Origin of the sequence: Ileibacterium valens (genome assembly GCF_001945525.1) — a bacterium.
Classification (GTDB): Bacteria; Bacillota_I; Bacilli_A; order Erysipelotrichales; family Erysipelotrichaceae; genus Ileibacterium; species Ileibacterium valens.
The window spans coordinates 1-16,318 of record NZ_MPJW01000068.1; the positions used below are offsets into that span (position 1 = coordinate 1).

Sequence of the window (16,318 nt, forward strand, 5' to 3'; positions counted from 1 at the left end):
GTTTTAATGGTGGAGAAGACAGTATCTTTGCCACCGAATTTGGGCTCCATAGCGCACAGGGTGAAACTGTCCTTGTGGACATCCATTCCGATTTTGATTATTCTTGTCATGTGACCTCCGATTGTATCCGGTAATCCCCGCTCTGTTTGTGTTCTGACTGCAGTGTAAGGGTAAATCCACGTTGCTACAATCAGGAGGTCATTTCATATTGTCTCAATAAAGAACACAGATTTAGATCAGCTTGCAGCTATTTCTTTGGTCAAATCCGTCAACTATTCTTCTGTCGAATCCTGGGGGCTCAAAAACAAGGATTCCAGCTACTTATGTTGGGTCTCTTTTTCAGACGATGATTCTCAGCTAAAAATCAATATGGCCAAACTTCCAGATGAAATCGTTGATGTTTATCCACTAAGTTCTGGATTTTTGATTCAAAGCCAAACCCCAGACAATAGTATAAATTCAATATATCTTGATATCGCCACTAAGCAAACATCTCAAGTTCCTGATCTGAGCACCCGCTTGATTAATTTTGTCCCACTGGAAAACAACTTCTTTATATATAAAAGTAGTCAGGGAAAATTTATGATTGGAAAGTTCGAGAACAATTTGATCCAGCTCAATGAACTTCAGGAAATTCAAGATGGAGTTCATCGATTTGACGCGCTTGAAGATGATCAAGTCATGGTTACCACAGAAAAATACGAAACGACTGAAGAAGGAGAAGTTATTCCTGTTCAGGTTAGAGGAGAAATATTTGCTCTGGATGATTTATCATAATTCGTTTAAAAATTAACTTTTTTTGATCAATTTATCAGGAATACAAAAATTGTCTTTGTTTTTTTCTTATGCAATAGGATTACAGACGATCAATTTTCGAAATTTGAAGGCATTCGACAGTGAATATCGGTTAATCAGGAACGAAAACCAACAGAGTACAGCTTGGGCCTATGGAGTTTAAAAAGAAAATACATAGGAATTCTGCCATCCTTCTTCTCTTTTTTCTTACGTCTTTATCGAATAATTACCGCAAATGTTCTCGAATCTTTGTCTCGCAATTCTCTGTTCTCCTGGATTTTTTTACTTTATGATGGACTTAGCAATAATGAATTCAATATCTGACAAATCGACAGAGTTTTTTGCGGAAGCTCCTGTTTGGTTAGATCTTTGAATACTGAAAACTGACCAGAGGAAAGGTACTTGTCATGAATAGAATGAATTTTGATTCACTTAAAAAAGCCCTTCTTGCCGGAACCCTTATCCTTCCTGCCTTAACTCTTCCAGTTATGGCAGCACCTCCCAGCTTAATGGCTCCTGTTTCCGACAACATTACAGCTTACCCACCTGATCCAACTCTTGCTTCCTTCTATATTAATTATGTAGATGCTTCCGGAGCTACGATTGATTATCAGGTGATTCGTTATCCTTCTGAAGGAACTGCAGTTCTTGATCAGACTGATCTGAATATTCCAGATGGCTTTTACCTGAATGAATGGGGCGAATACTATGCTGAACCGGGAGCCTGGAATTACATGGATCTTCAGGTCATTCCAAATGATCCAGCATTAGCTGCCGCTTTAAGTTCTGCAGATGGGCTCTCTACTGACAAAGCGATTCTAACCATCAATTACTATGATGAAGGATGGAATCTGATTGATTCTCAAAGCTTTGGACAGACCAGTGCTGGTGGATATGCCGACAGTGATGAAGTTGTCATGGTCAATGGTGTCGATTATGTTTTTGATGTTCCAGAAGGATATCAGATTATTTCAGATGCCTATGATGCTTATTCCATCCCAATGCATCAAAGATTCATGACCAATATTATTGTTGCTCCAGCTGGCGAAGCTGCTTATTTGGCAGATACAGAAATAACAGAAGTTGAATCTGAACCGACAACTGAAGATACATCCGATACAGAAGATACTTCAGTTAATACCGTTGATACCGCTGTTGGATTTAATGCAATTCTTGCAGTGACTGCCTTAGGTTTGAGCGGATCTGCAATGACTCTTTTAAAGAAAAAGAAAAACTAATCAGGATCTTACCTTAAATCCTTTAAACCATCTTATCTCCTAACCTGATTAGGCAGGTCATGAAAAAAGCTCGAACAAAATCGAGCTTTTTTCTTTGGCATTCAGTCTGGCATCTGCTGCTGGCAAACTCAATGCAAGAAAGAGTACATATGTACGTCGTGGTTATCTATCTTCATAAAGACAAATCTTTTGTGAATTTGACTTGATTGCTCATTAACGTTAAGATTCACATGGAAAACCAATACATCAACGATTGAATCCTCAGCCTCAGAACCTGAACATTTTAGGCATCAGGTCATCCTGAGGCTTTTCTCATATATTTAGATGGATATCCATCAGAAAGGAGAAACTGTGAAACATTTAACCGCTGGTATTCTGGCTCATGTCGATTCAGGAAAAACAACCTGTATTGAGAGTATGCTTTTTTTATCCCATACCATCCGTAAACAGGGTCGTGTCGATCATCAGGATGCTTTTCTTGATTATGATGACCAGGAAAGAAAACGTGGAATTACCATTTATTCAAAAGAAGCCATTCTGAACTGGAAAGATACCCGAATCAATCTGATTGATACACCAGGTCATGTTGACTTTTCAGCCGAAATGGAACGATCGCTTTCTGTACTTGATCTTGCCATACTGCTGATCAGCGCTCAGGATGGAGTTCAGGCTCATACAAGAACGATCTGGGACTGCCTTAATCATTATGAAATTCCATCCATTCTCTTCGTCAATAAAATGGATATCTGCTATCGCTCCAAAGAGGAAATTCTTGCTCAGCTGCAGGAAGAACTCGATGGATCGGTGATCGATTTTGAAGCCCCAAAAGATGTACTGCTTGAACAGCTGGCATTAGTCAGCGATGAAATGCTTGAAGAATATACAAATACTTCATCCATTTCCAAAGAAAGCATTTTTAAAGCAATCAAGGACCGCAAACTGCATCCTGTTCTATTTGGCAGCGCCTTAAAAAATGAAGGGATCGAAGTCCTGATGGATCTGATGAGTGAATATGCTTCAGATCCAGAATGGCCTGAAGATTTTAAAGCCCGCGTTTTTCGAATTTCAGAAGATGAACAGAAAGCCAGACTGACTCATATTAAAGTTCTTGGTGGAACACTAAAAGCCAGAGAACTCATTGAAAATCATGGCAAGGCCGATCAGATCCGGTTATATTCAGGAACTGGCTATCAACTGGTTCAGGAAGTTTCTGCAGGTATGGTTGCTGCCATTAAGGGTCTTGAGAATACAGTTCCGGGAATGGGTTTAGGCAGTCTTGAAGATCTGGAAGCTCCTGTTCTTGAAGCTAGTCTTTCCTATGAATTGCTGCTACCAACAATGACGGATCGTTCTCTGATCATGGCTGCTCTTCGTTTAATGGCCGCAGAAGATCCTGCCTTAAAAGTTGAAAATGATGATGATTCCAGGAAGATCTTTGTTCGATTTATGGGCGAAGTTCAGATGGAAGTCTTTCAGAAGAAGCTTCTGGACAGGACTGGCGTAATGGCTGGGTTTGGTAATGGAAGAATAATATATAGAGAGACCATCAGAAATGCCGTCAATGGTTATGGTCATTTTGAGCCTTTGCGTCATTATGCAGAAGTTCACGTCCGGCTCGAACCCCAAAAGCGAAATTCAGGTCTGGCCTTTTCCATGAATATTCCCAGAGATATGCTGCCCTTGCATTGGCAAAGAACAATCATCAATTCTTTACAGGCCAGAGAACATAAAGGAGTCCTGACCCGCAGTCCACTGACAGATATGAAAATTTCATTGATTGCGGCCAAAGCTCATCAAAAACATACAGAGTCTTCTGATTTTGATAAGGCTGGCCGAAGAGCCATTCGACAGGGATTAATGAAAGCAGAAAATATATTGCTTGAACCATATTACCGCTTCAGTATTCAGGCTGAAGTTTCTGTTCTTTCCAAAGTTCTGTTTGAACTTGAGCAGAGAAAATGTACGTTTATTCCGGAACAGAAAAGCGAGAGCATGATGGAGATCACTGGGCGGGGGCCTTTACGTTTGCTGCTGAATTTTCAAAAGGATCTGGCTGCCATCTCTTCTGGCAAAGCCCAGATTCGAATGGAAAATGATGGGTATGATGAATGCCAGGACGCACAGATGATCATCGATCAGATCGGCTATGATCCTGAATCTGATTTAGCCAACCCGGCTTCTTCTGTCTTCTGTTCTCATGGTTCCGGAGTCAATATTCCCTGGGATGAAGCAGAAGAAATGATGCATATTCCAATTGAGCAGAATGTTATTTCTGGATCCTGGTCCATGAATTCCGGAAAAGTCAGTGATCAGGAAATGAAATCCGCCTTTGAAAAAGCAGGAGGAAGCAACCGAAACCTGAAAAAAGCAGCCGCAAAAGAATTTTCATCAAAAAAGCAGAAACAGAAAAAAAGAACTGAACTTTCTAACGATCCAGTATCGATCAGGGAACGCTTTAATCTTCCATTGCTGCTGATCGTGGATGGATATAACATGATCTATGCCTGGAGTGATCTTTCAATCCTGGCCAAAACTTCTTTAGCCGCAGCCAGAAAGGAACTGATCAGCCGCCTTGAAAACTACATCAGTTTCAGATACGGAAAAGACGCCACCTTAATGATTGTCTTTGATGGTTATAAGCGTGCCGATAATCCTGGATCGAATGAAAACCATGGAAATACCCGGATTGTCTTTACACCAACCGGACAGAGCGCAGATGCCTTTATCGAAAAAAAGGTCCATGATCTTCAAAAATCATTTCGGATTATTGCTGCTACATCCGATGCTTTGATTCAAAACTCTGTTTTTGCGTTTGGAGCCAGTCGAATCTCAGCCAGAGAACTCGAAAATAGAATCCAGGCTTCTGACAATCAGGTCAGCACACTCATAAAAAAGACATTCTAAAAAAGCCATTCTAGAAACTATTAACAGGTTTACTGGATAGAGTACTGAAAGAAGATGCTTAAACACCTGTTTCAATCTTTCATCAGAAAAATCCATGTGAATTGACGACAAACTTCGGTAGATTTTAATCGGCTTACATCTTCATGATATATGGTTATCTTTGAATTCAGTTTTGCAGGCAGACTAAGTATAGCTGAAAAACCGTTTTCTTCTATCCTGAGCAGAAGGACAGAAATGCTTAGAGTCTGTTTGTTTTTTTAAACTTTGCCTGACGGTATAATTAAAAAAGAACAATCATTAATCAGATTGTGAATCTGATTCAGGAGGAAAAGAAAATGAACGAAAACGAAAAACTCCGAGTTACTCAGCGAGTTCTCGAAGATGCGCTGAAAGTTGTCGATCACAAGTTGGATCGCGAACAAAGAGAACAAAAACGGGAAGAAAACCCTGCGAAGATCATCTGGACTGTTCTGCGATTCGTTTTACATATCGTTCTGGTTTTAGCTGCCGCTCTGTTTGCATTTGATCTATTAATGAATAAAAAAGAAAAAATTGAAGAAGCAGCTGATCTTGAACGCAAGGATCTGATTCGTAAATTATCCGCAGTGAAAGGCCGCATTTAAATCATGACGTTTAATCATTTAGATATTCCAGAAGAAATTGCTAATCTTCATAACGACATCCGCCGCCGTCATGAAAGCCGCTACCAGCGTTTGATGGCTCAGCATCAGAAAATGAAAAAGGAAGAAGGAATTCGCCTGATCCGGGATGCTATTGTCATTCTGAGCATCCTGGCAGGAGTTCTCACTATCCTTGGATTGATATTTCATAAAGAAGAAAAGTAGACATTTGCATCAATAGACTTACTTCCACTTTTGTCTTTGAACTGCAATTCCAAATCATTTCAGCAGATAATAGAAAACAGGATCCTAGATCGGATACACTATCCAACTCTTAGATCCTGTTTTTAGATCTTGCTTTTTGAACTTTTTGAATCTATTTTCATTGTCTGGTTTGACGATGTCATCAAAAGCCAACCATCCATTTTTTATCATGAGAATCGCTGAAAACCGATGTGTCGACTCGCTCTGCTTTAGAAGCAAGAATCGTATAAGCCCTGATTTACTTCTTTTTTTACGTAGCGATGATGGCGATAGAGATAACCATTTTCGCTGACCGAATCAAGAATTGTCATATCATAATCTCTTCTTCTAAAGAAGGGAAAGGTTGTATCCGCTTCAAATGAATGATCGATCTCGGTCAGGATTATTTCCTGACACTCATCTAACAGCTGTCTGTATAAAGAGGCCCCACCCATTAAATAGACATCCTCATCCCTGTCCTGCCATTCTTTTTGAAAAGCTTCCAGAGAAGAATAAGTAATCAGATTGTCACTAGGTTCAAGCTGGTGCGTTGTGATTACAATATTCGTTCTGCCAGGCAACACTCCAGGAAGTGTTTCAAATGTCTTTCTTCCCATCAGCACTGGATGTCCCATGGTTACCTTTTTAAAGAATCTCAAGTCTGTTTTCAGAGCTCTTTTCCAGGGCATATCCCCATTGAGTCCGAGTTCCCAGTTTTTACCAATAGCGGCTATTGCGATGAGTTTCATATCCTGACATCCTTTCCCGGCAGCATGATTACGCATTCATTCACGGTCCATTGTATCAACTACTGGGTAATTGGGAATACAATTTTTCCAAAATGCTGATAATCTAGCAGTTTTACATCTTTTAGCTCTTTTGAACTGTCAAAATCATAAAAATCTTTCACTTCTGGATTCAACCAGAGTTTAGGTGCGGGAAGAGATCCTTTTTCTTCAAAACGTTTAAGCTGTTCCTTAATTCCATCGATCTGATTGACGTAAATATGAGCATCCTTGATACTCCAGTCGATCGTTCCGGGTTTTAAATTGCAAACCTGAGCGATCATACATAATAAAACGGCGTATTGGGTCACATTAAAAGGAAGTCCAAGAGGCACATCGCAGCTTCGCTGATGAACCAGCAGATTCAGCTTGCCATCTGTAATATCCCATTCACTGCTCCATACGCAGCTAGGCAATACAGCAGTCTCCATTTCGTTTTCCTGCCATAGAGAAATGACTCTTCTTCGATCCTCTGGATTATTCTTTAAGGAATCCAGAAGCCGGTCAATCAGATGATATTTTTTAACCACATATCCATAAGCAGTTCCGATGGTATGCGCCATTTTGGGATCAAAATGACGAAGGACTTTGCCAGTTTTCTGATCTTTCCAGTCTCCATTTCCATCAATTTCCCATTCATTCCAGATATTGACATTTCTTTGCTGAAGCCAGCGGACATCGTTTGACTGCTGCTGATAAATCCAGAGCATTTCAAGCACAGCCTGTCGAATGAAAAGCTGTTTTGTCGTCAGAATTGGAAATTCTTCAGAAACATCCAACTGAAAATTTGCACTCGGTACCTTAATGGTATCGACACCGGTTCGATTATGTACCTGCACTCCTTCATCGAGGATCCGCTTACAAAGTCCGCAGTAAATTTCATCCCATCTTGACATATGGTGTATCCAGTTCCCCTTTAGCATTGGCCAAAATCTCATCCTGTATATATCTGGCTTCGCCTTCTTCATCATTGGTATGATCAAGAATAATATTACTTGCCATTCTTGCTGGCAGCGTAGCATTTTTCATGGCTACCCCATTTCCAGCCAGACTTAGCATCTCAACATCATTGGCTTCATCACCAAAAGCAACCACATGAGCTAAATCAAGACCATAATGGTCGCAGATTTTCTGCAGTCCATATCCTTTATTAATCTGTGGATCAACATATTCGAAAAGATCATTGGCAGTGGCAAAAGCATTAAACATTGGCGACTGATATCCTTTGGAATATTCAATCAAGGCTGGCTGATCCTGCGGATCGCTGCGGATGATCAGTTTATCAAAGCGTCTTCCCGGCATATAGGAGTCCAGGTCTTTGATCACTTCGGCTTCTCCATACAGATCCGCGTTTTCGAGAGTATATGGTGAACTCCACTCAACGTATCTTGTATTGCCATCCATTACTTCGAAATGGACTTTTCCAAAATGCTTATCAACTCCCTGACGAATGAATTTGATGACCGATAAAAGAAGTTCCCCATCCATATTGGCAAATTCTTCCTTTTGATGAAGACGGTTATCGTACATCGCTCCGCCATTCATACCAATGATGAAGCTGATTGAATCGTCAATCCCCCATTTTTTTGAGAGTTTAATAATGCTTTCGACCGGGCGTCCCGAGGCAATTCCAAAGAGAATTCCCTTATTTTTTAAATCCTCAATAGCTTCTTTGGTTCGCTGTCCTACATTTTTCTGTGAATCCAGGAGTGTTCCATCCAGATCACTGACAACTAATGTCACTTCATTTGAATCCATAATGACCTCATTTCTTGACAACATTGATTTGTATCATTTTTTATACTGACTATAGACATACACATCCTATCTTTGGTCTTAGTCCGGTATCAAACATCCTCAACATTTAAGCCCAGGATCAGGATGTGATGCATAGTCATTTATCCGTATCGCATAATCCAGAGTGTCTTTCGATTTTAAATTCCGAATCAGCATTCTGTTCATATTATGCTTCGTTAACCGATTTCACTCTTTATTGTAAATGATTGATGGTTCTATATTCCAAAAACCAAAAGAAAAGTTGCGAGCTGACACCATTTTGTCTTTTCGCAACTTTTCTGTCCGTTTTATCAGAATAAAAGTTTATGTTTTTTTTGATGCTTTATTCATCCTTCAAGCTGAAATCTGAATTTTCAGTCAGACTGCCATCGATTGCCGAAGCACACAGGTTTTTAATTCCATTGACATCGAGTTCACTTTCATCAGCCTTTTTAAATTCAGTTTTATTTAAAATAGCCAGATATGTTGGATTATCTGCCGAAGCAGCTGCATTTGGCTGATAAAGAACATGATCAATATTGGTGATCACGCTGCTTAAGACTCCATCTTTATTAAAATGGAATTCCCATGTTTCATCCTTCAGTTCGTCAATACCTAAAGATGGACGACTGGTCCGATTACTATAAAGAAGCGCTTTATTCGAGGCTGCCTGAATATAAACTTTAGGATCCTTGATGGCGGCTTTTAGAACATAGCTTCCATTATCTTCAGTGACTTCATAGGAATACAGAGTTGTATTGTGGAATGGATCGGCATTGACCTGATAACCTACATTAACAATGGAATCCATAATCAGATTCAATGCGGCGCTATCGCGGGTAATCATTGACATGTCACCGCCATTATCAGAAATTTGCTCTACTTTTCCAGAGATATCATCCAGTTTCGAATCTGTCAGTTTGACAGTAATCATCGTTCCTTTTGGATTGATATAGTCTATGGTTCCAAATCCTTCAAGATAATTATCATCCGATCCGTCAATTGTAGTGAGGTTTAGAGAATAGCTGTCTTCTTCGCCTTTTGAAATAAACCAGCCTTCAGCTCCAACTTCATAAATCGCATCTTCGTCTACATTGCCTTCTGGATCCTCGTTATTGTAGGCATAATCTTCTCCATCGGTTTCGAGTTCAAAATTATAATCTGTTGATTTCACCGACTGAATTAACAGGTTTTCCCAGGCTTCTAATCCAGCATCATCGTCTGATGCGTTTTTGATGGCATCAATTAATGTCATAGCATCAGAATTGTTCTCGGCATCCGTATTGGTTGTATTTGTATTCGTTTCAGTATTCTGATTCTCCTCCGTTTTTACATCCGATTTCGGTGTCTCTGTTGAATTTGAAGAACATCCGGCCAATAAACCCAAAGCCATGGATGCGCTGACTAAACAACTTGCGGTTTTAAATTTCATCATGATCATTCCCTACTTTCTTTTAAATACAGTAATTACTTCAATTACTTCCTTAAAAACGAAGCTTCAGCTGCGTTTTTATCTTTCTGAGTTAACTTCATTATAAAACGCTACACACATAGAACCTTTGTGATTGCCCTCAGGGACCGATTCCTTCTATTAATGATGAATGATAAGACCTTGATTTTGAACATCTTAAGATGAGATCAGTCTGAATGCAGGAAAGGAAGAATTCTATATCGATAGCCTGAAAATCAATGATCTGAATAATTTATCACATGAAGATCATTCTGGATTCAGGCTTAATTCTTTTTCCTGGCTGAATAGTGAATTCGCAGTCACAGGACTAGAAAAAATATAAAAAGCTGAGCCTATTCTATTCAATGTCAGACAATTCATGTCTGATAACAATGAATATAGAAAAGGCTCAACTGGCTTTTTATATCAGATTTTTCACATGGTTCAATTCAAAAACAATCGATTTACGTATTACTGCCTGTTATTGAACTTTTGTCATATTCTTTAAAAATGCTTTATAGGCCTTCAATGCTTCGTAAAGGTCCGCCTTATCCGAAACTTCAAAAGGAGCATGCATATTTAACAAAGCCACTCCCGTATCAATGACATCCATGCCTTTAGCCGCCATGATATAAGCGATTGTTCCGCCTCCTCCAGCATCCACTTTTCCTAATTCAGCAGGCTGCCAGATAACTCCAGCATCATCGAAGATTTTTCTGAGTTTGGCAATATATTCTGCTCTTGAATCATTGCTTCCAGATTTTCCACGGCTTCCGGTATATTTGGTTACCCCAAGTCCATACCCCATTTTGGCCATATTTCCATTTGGAGCACTGACAGCTGAATTAATTGGATCGTGTCCTGCACAGACATCATTTGAAAGCATTGTTGAATTCTGCAAAGCAAAACGCAGGTTCAGATCATTATACTGATTCATCGAATTCATAATCGATCCAACTGCATTCTCAAATTGAGCAGACTTCATCCCTGTAGCGCCAACACTGCCGATTTCTTCCTTGTCGACCAGCAGGCAGACAGCAGTCCTTTTAAGAGTCTCATTTGAGTTTTCGAGAAGAGCCATTAAAGAAGAATAGGCACAAATTCGATCATCCTGCCCATAGCCTAAAACCATGGATCGATCAAGACCACAAGTTCTTGCTTTTCCCTGAGGTACGATTTCGAGCTCAGCTGAAATAAAGTCTTCTTCATCAATTCCATAGCGGTCCTTTAAGATCGCAAGCACATTTGCTTTGACAGGGTCTTTGACTTCCTTTTCATCTGAGTTTACGGCAGGGATATTGCCTGCAATTACATCCAGGTCTTCACCCTCAACAACATGGGCTCCATCTTTAGTCAATTGAGAACTCGAAAGATGAATCAACAGATCAGGAATAACAAATACTTCATCTTCTTCATGATCACCAATTGCCACGTCAATATGAGTTCCATCTTTTAAAATGACAACTCCATACATAGCTAAAGGCAGAGCGGTCCACTGATATTTCTTGATTCCACCATAATAATGAGTATCAAAGAAACAGATTCCATCTTTTTCATAAAGTGGTCTTGGCTTCAGATCAATTCTTGGACTGTCAATATGAGCTCCAAGAATATTCATTCCATCTTTGAGTGGATCGCTTCCAATGTGAAACAGGGCGATCGCCTTATCCATAAAGTTGAAATATACCTTATCCTGTGGTTTTAAAGGAATATTATTTTCTAAATATTCATTTGCATTCTTATAGCCAAATCCTTCTGCAAGCTGCTTTGCCTGAATGACACAGCGGCGTTCTGTCTTGCCTAGACTTAAAAATTGCATATAGTCTTCGGCAAATGCCATTACTGCTGACTTTTGTTCGGGGGTATATGTCAGCCAAGCATTCTTACCTTCCATACTTTTGTTTCACTCCTCCATTGAAATTCTGTCAAATAGTTTTTTTGACTGATCCTTTTTTTCTGAAAGTGAATTATCGAATTCGATAGTTCCCTTCTGGCTGCTGTCATTAAGCAGATTCTTTCTTTCAAGAATATCCTTCAGATGGCGGACGGTCCCTTCATTTCCATCCACCACCTGGATCTGATCACCAACCAGTTTCTGAAGCATTTCCTTATAAAAAATAAAATGAGTACAGCCAAGAACGATCACATCCGGATTCTCAGAAAGAGATAAGTATTCCAAGAGAGTTTCCCGGACCAGGTTCTTATCGTCGAGTCTGTCATCTTCCACGATTCGTACCAGTTTTGGACAGGCAATCTTAACGATGGATTCATCTTTCTTAAAGCGTTCCATCAGTTTAGAGAACTTCTCCTCTTCGAGAGTCAGTCTGGTTGCCCAAACTGCTATTTTTAAACCTTTGCCAAGATCTGCTGCCACTTTCAGAGCAGGTTCCATTCCAATGATATCAACCGGATACCTTTTTCTCAAAAGCGGTACACAGGCACTTGTCGCTGTATTACATGCGATCACGATTGCCTTTACATTCTGCTTCATAAATTCATCACAGATCTCTATGCAATACTGAGTAATTTCTTCTTTTGTCTTTGTGCCATATGGATTGTGGATAGAATCACCAAAATAAGAAATGTTTTCTGCTTCAAGCTGCCTAGCGGCTTCTGCTGCTACGCTGATTCCTCCTAATCCAGAATCAAAAACGCCTATTGGAGAATTTTTATTCATAGAATCACCATGCAAAGTATATACTGAAATGATTTGCAAAAAACAGAGTTGATTGAATATGAAGCCGGCTATTCTACTAAATCGATCAGTATTATGAAGAACTTTTACGAACCGGAGCAGGACTGAGAATTGTATTGCTTTTGGTTTTATGCTTTCTGCTCTGGTCTATGAGTCTTTCCGTATCGAAAAGCTGGTTAGATTCCATGAGCGGAACACTCAACAGGCAAGACGATCTTACTGTTACATTCCAGCTGGAAAACTGTGATTCAGTTGATGTTATAGAAAACAAACTCAATGAATTCAGTGAAACGTACCATAACGAACAGAATATTCAAAAAACGATCAATGGATCAATTTATGGAACTCTGATTGAAATCGAAGCGTCGAATACTCCATTGTCCATTCTTCAGATCGGTTTATGTACTCCAAATGAGCCTTTGTCTATTCCACTGCGTTCCATGTGGTAAGAAAAAAGTGGTGTAGTTCATCTTGATTCATATGAGTGTTCTGATGAAATCGATAAAAATAGAACAATATTATTCGTTCCAGAATCACTCTTTGATCAATGGATTAAAAGCTGCCCTGATACAGCAGTTTATTTTTCTGCTTCATTCAACAATGGACAGATCGAACAACTCGAAAAAACTCTTAATGATGAAGACTGGCCAGTAACAACACCAGTCTATATTCGAAATCATGTTCAGGAAAATCTCGAATTCGACCAGCAGCAGTTCAAATTTTATAGTCTGGTCATTGGCCTTTGCAGCACGGTTTTTGTCGTTGTCATTCTGATCATTTACAGCATTCTCAGTCAGCTTCATGAATCTTCCAGGATCTGGATTGAACAGCAGCGCAAGCTGGGATATTCATTGAAGCAGATCTGCAAAGAACGTATGAGAATTATTCACCAGATGGTGTTTCTTGCAGGTCTTACATCGATTTTCATTTTGCTGATAACGAATCATTCGATTGCATCGTTGATCAGTGCATTGTTTATTTCTCTTTTTACCTGGATCATCCTGATTTTTCTTCAAAAAAAGATCATAAAATAAAGATTATCCCCTGCTTACAAAAACAGGGGATTTTGTTTACATAATTCTCAATATTCAGTTACGCCTTTACAGTTCCTATCTTGAAAAAAGCCGACATTAACGACCACAGTTCAACTTTCAAAATAACTTGACGGTCACCTGATTGAATACATCGGATTTTTTCCAAATATCGATTTTGTGATGTTTTTTCTCCATTTCTGGATACTCACGGTTTTAGAAACTTTTGCTTTGTGTTCAGTTCATTAACGTCTTTAGATGTATGTTTTTGCTGATTCAGATGAAATGATTGTATTCAGATTCTTTATCCCTCAGTTCTTTATCAGGGACTTGATGTAAATCTGGCAGGGATTGCCTGGATCCCATAGTTCTGGAAAACACTCAAACTCCATAAATCCCTGTCTCTGGTAAAACAGATTGGTTCGATCATAGTTCGGATCTGTCCCCAGCTTTACAGTTTTAACCTGGAGAAATTCCATGCCTTCTTCTCTGGCACCTTCTTCCAGAGCAGCAAGAAGAGCTGCTCCGATTCTTTTACGATGCATTTCCTTAGAAACACCGACCACAGCAACTTCGCCTGTGGCATTTCCGGTACGTTTGAGAGATATAAAGCCAAGCGGCTGTTCTTTTATTTTACAGCTCCAGACTCTCTGATCCGCTGCCTGTTGAATATATTCATTTCTGGCTGATTCAATACCAAACCATTCCGGAAGATCTTCAAGAATCAATCTGGCAACATCTATTTTCTCCTGCGGATCCATCACCTCAGTCAGCACCCATTCATTCGTTTCTTTCATTTGCCTATCCATCCTGATCTTTTCTATCTTTTCTATGATCTCCATATCGAACAATTCAGTCGATTGATCATGTTGGCATTCAATACAGTGAATTGAGCGAAACTTAGTATGGTTTAAAACATATCCGCTTTGAAAGCCTGAGTTGCTTTAACGGCTTTTTTCCAGTCTTTATAGTGTTTATCCATAACTTCACTGGTTCTTACAGGAATGAATTCTCGATCTTTTTCAATTTTCAGATCATCAATCTGCCAGAAACCAATAGCTAGACCTGCTAAAAAAGCCGCTCCTAAGGCAGTCAGTTCATTTACCTTGAATCGTTCAATGGGTACCTGACATAGATCCGACTGAAACTGCAGTAAAAAATCATTAACAGCTGCTCCGCCATCCACCTTGAGTTCTGGAATCTTTAAGCCGGCATCTCTTTCCATTGCATTTAAGACATCTCTGGATTGATAGGCCATGGATTCGATAGCAGCTCTGACCAGCTGATCTCGATTCGTTCCTAAACTTAACCCAACGATTGAAGCTTTTGCTTTATCATCCCAATAGGGAGCTCCCAATCCAACAAAAGCCGGAATAATATAAACTCCGCCAGTCGTCTTGGCTCTTCGAGCCATTTCTTCGGTTTCAGATACCTCTTCAAAGAGCTGGAGTTCATCGCGCATCCATTTCATTACAGACCCCGATACAAATATTGATCCTTCCAAGGCATAAGTAACATCGTCACCGATTTGCCAGGCAATGGTAGAAAGCAGGCCATTATCAGAGCGGACAATTTCATCTCCGGTATTCATCAGTAAAAAGCCGCCAGTTCCATAGGTATTCTTTGCCATTCCTTTTTCCAGACACAGCTGACCAAACAGTGCGGCTTGCTGGTCTCCTACCATGGAACAGATCGGAACCCGTGATCCAAAAAATGAATAAGGAGCAGTCGTTCCATAATTCTGGGAAGTAGGGACAATTCGCGGAAGCAATGTCTTTGGAATATTGAACATTTTCAAAAGTTCATCATCCCAGTCAACTTTTTCAATATCACACAGCAATGTTCGGCTTGCGTTGGTTGCATCCGTAATATGCTGTTCACCACCCGTCAGTTTCCAGACTAGCCAGGAATCCATATTTCCAAATAATAAATCCCCATCTTCCGCTTTTTTTCTGGCTTCCGGCACATTTTCAAGGATCCAGGCTATTTTTGATGCGGAAAAGTATGGATCAATTCTTAAACCCGTTTTCTTTCGGATAATCTCTTCATATCCTTTTTCTTTCCAATCATCACAGATTTCCGATGTCTGTCTTGATTGCCAGACTATGGCCTTATAGATTGGCAGCCCTGTTTTCTTATCCCATAACACAGTCGTTTCCCGCTGATTAGATATTCCAATGGCTTTGATCTGATCAGGATCAACATGGTTTTTATTGAGCACTTCTGCCATGACAGCTACAGTATCCAACCAGATATCGGTCGCGTCCTGTTCAACCCATCCGGGTGCCGGATAATCAACGCTTCCTTCTTTTTGAGCCATACCGCAGATTTTGCAATCATGATCAAACAGAATAGCCCGTGTTGAAGTGGTTCCATGATCGATCGCAAGAATATATTCTTTTTTTGACATATTCATTCTCCCTAAAATTTGATAGTTCTTCCGTAAGTTCTCAGATGAATTCCATCCTTTTAAATTTTGTTGTATTTATCAAAAATCATTGCAGCAGCACAGTTCTTCTTTACACTTTAATGCTGCTTTGACCAGTTCTGATCCTCTTATATCTATTTTATCTTTACCTGCTGCTTTTTTGTTCATGAGAGTTGTAACTGAATTTTTTTCTTTCAGTTGCTTTATTATTTTATTGTATTTATTACAATGTCATTAAGTTAAGCAGATAGAAGCGCGAATTGCTCCGCACTTCATCGTGGTGTTCAGAATCTACCAGAAATTTTTATCTGGAATCAGCCATTTTTCGGCTTCAAGCCTCACGAATACGATAA

At 39.7% G+C, this 16,318-nt stretch carries 15 protein-coding genes; 6 read left to right on the top strand and 9 right to left on the bottom strand.

The window, feature by feature from the left end:
• The first annotated feature begins 369 nt into the window (after positions 1–369).
• The 5 genes from BO222_RS02235 (at position 370) to BO222_RS02255 (ending at position 5,782) form a co-directional block, all read left to right on the top strand.
• Complete coding sequence (locus BO222_RS02235) at positions 370–777, top strand: hypothetical protein (protein WP_143356904.1); 408 nt, start codon at positions 370–372, stop codon at positions 775–777.
• Positions 778–1,202: 425 nt separating this feature from the next.
• Positions 1,203–2,033, top strand: a complete 831-nt coding sequence (locus BO222_RS02240) for a hypothetical protein (RefSeq protein WP_075829898.1) — start codon at positions 1,203–1,205, stop codon at positions 2,031–2,033.
• 351 nt (positions 2,034–2,384) lie between these two features.
• Positions 2,385–4,937: a translation factor GTPase family protein gene (locus BO222_RS02245; RefSeq protein ID WP_233131190.1), complete on the top strand. Its 2,553-nt coding sequence runs from the start codon at positions 2,385–2,387 to the stop codon at positions 4,935–4,937.
• 335 nt (positions 4,938–5,272) lie between these two features.
• Positions 5,273–5,560: a hypothetical protein gene (locus tag BO222_RS02250; protein ID WP_075857283.1), complete on the top strand. Its 288-nt coding sequence runs from the start codon at positions 5,273–5,275 to the stop codon at positions 5,558–5,560.
• A 3-nt stretch (positions 5,561–5,563) separates the two neighbouring features.
• On the top strand, positions 5,564–5,782 hold the full coding sequence (locus tag BO222_RS02255; RefSeq protein ID WP_075817995.1) for a hypothetical protein: 219 nt from the start codon (positions 5,564–5,566) through the stop codon (positions 5,780–5,782).
• Between the two features lie 248 nt (positions 5,783–6,030).
• On the opposite strand, the gene BO222_RS02260 is transcribed toward BO222_RS02255, so the two are convergent.
• The 6 genes from BO222_RS02260 to murI all read right to left on the bottom strand — a co-directional run bounded on the left by BO222_RS02260 (position 6,031) and on the right by murI (position 12,488).
• Complete coding sequence (locus BO222_RS02260) at positions 6,031–6,549, bottom strand: dihydrofolate reductase (RefSeq protein ID WP_158024539.1); 519 nt, start codon at positions 6,547–6,549, stop codon at positions 6,031–6,033.
• 59 nt (positions 6,550–6,608) lie between these two features.
• Positions 6,609–7,481 (bottom strand): thymidylate synthase, encoded by an 873-nt coding sequence (gene thyA, locus BO222_RS02265; protein WP_075817999.1) that lies wholly within the window; start codon positions 7,479–7,481, stop codon positions 6,609–6,611.
• On the bottom strand, positions 7,465–8,343 hold the full coding sequence (locus BO222_RS02270; protein WP_143356905.1) for a Cof-type HAD-IIB family hydrolase: 879 nt from the start codon (positions 8,341–8,343) through the stop codon (positions 7,465–7,467). The genes thyA and BO222_RS02270 overlap by 17 nt, the downstream gene beginning before the upstream one ends.
• Positions 8,344–8,704: 361 nt before the next feature.
• A complete protein-coding gene (locus BO222_RS02275; protein ID WP_143356906.1) occupies positions 8,705–9,796 on the bottom strand; it encodes a hypothetical protein in 1,092 nt (363 codons plus the stop codon).
• A 496-nt stretch (positions 9,797–10,292) separates the two neighbouring features.
• Positions 10,293–11,705 carry an aminopeptidase gene (locus BO222_RS02280; RefSeq protein ID WP_075818005.1) on the bottom strand — a complete coding sequence of 471 codons (1,413 nt, stop codon included), beginning with the start codon at positions 11,703–11,705 and terminating at the stop codon, positions 10,293–10,295.
• 9 nt (positions 11,706–11,714) lie between these two features.
• Complete coding sequence (murI, locus tag BO222_RS02285) at positions 11,715–12,488, bottom strand: glutamate racemase (RefSeq protein ID WP_075818006.1); 774 nt, start codon at positions 12,486–12,488, stop codon at positions 11,715–11,717.
• Positions 12,489–12,622: 134 nt separating this feature from the next.
• On the opposite strand from murI, the gene BO222_RS02290 reads away from it, so the two are divergent.
• The gene (locus BO222_RS02290) at positions 12,623–12,955 is read left to right on the top strand and encodes a hypothetical protein (RefSeq protein ID WP_075818008.1); all 333 of its coding nucleotides are present in this window, start codon (positions 12,623–12,625) and stop codon (positions 12,953–12,955) included.
• Between the two features lie 141 nt (positions 12,956–13,096).
• On the opposite strand, the gene BO222_RS02295 is transcribed toward BO222_RS02290, so the two are convergent.
• From BO222_RS02295 to glpK, 3 genes are all read right to left on the bottom strand, one after another.
• Positions 13,097–13,309 (bottom strand): hypothetical protein, encoded by a 213-nt coding sequence (locus BO222_RS02295; protein WP_075818010.1) that lies wholly within the window; start codon positions 13,307–13,309, stop codon positions 13,097–13,099.
• Between the two features lie 539 nt (positions 13,310–13,848).
• Positions 13,849–14,334, bottom strand: coding sequence for a GNAT family N-acetyltransferase (locus BO222_RS02300; protein ID WP_075818012.1), 486 nt, complete (start codon positions 14,332–14,334; stop codon positions 13,849–13,851).
• 113 nt (positions 14,335–14,447) lie between these two features.
• A complete protein-coding gene (glpK, locus tag BO222_RS02305) occupies positions 14,448–15,947 on the bottom strand; it encodes a glycerol kinase GlpK (RefSeq protein ID WP_075818014.1) in 1,500 nt (499 codons plus the stop codon).
• Positions 15,948–16,318 lie beyond the last annotated feature (371 nt).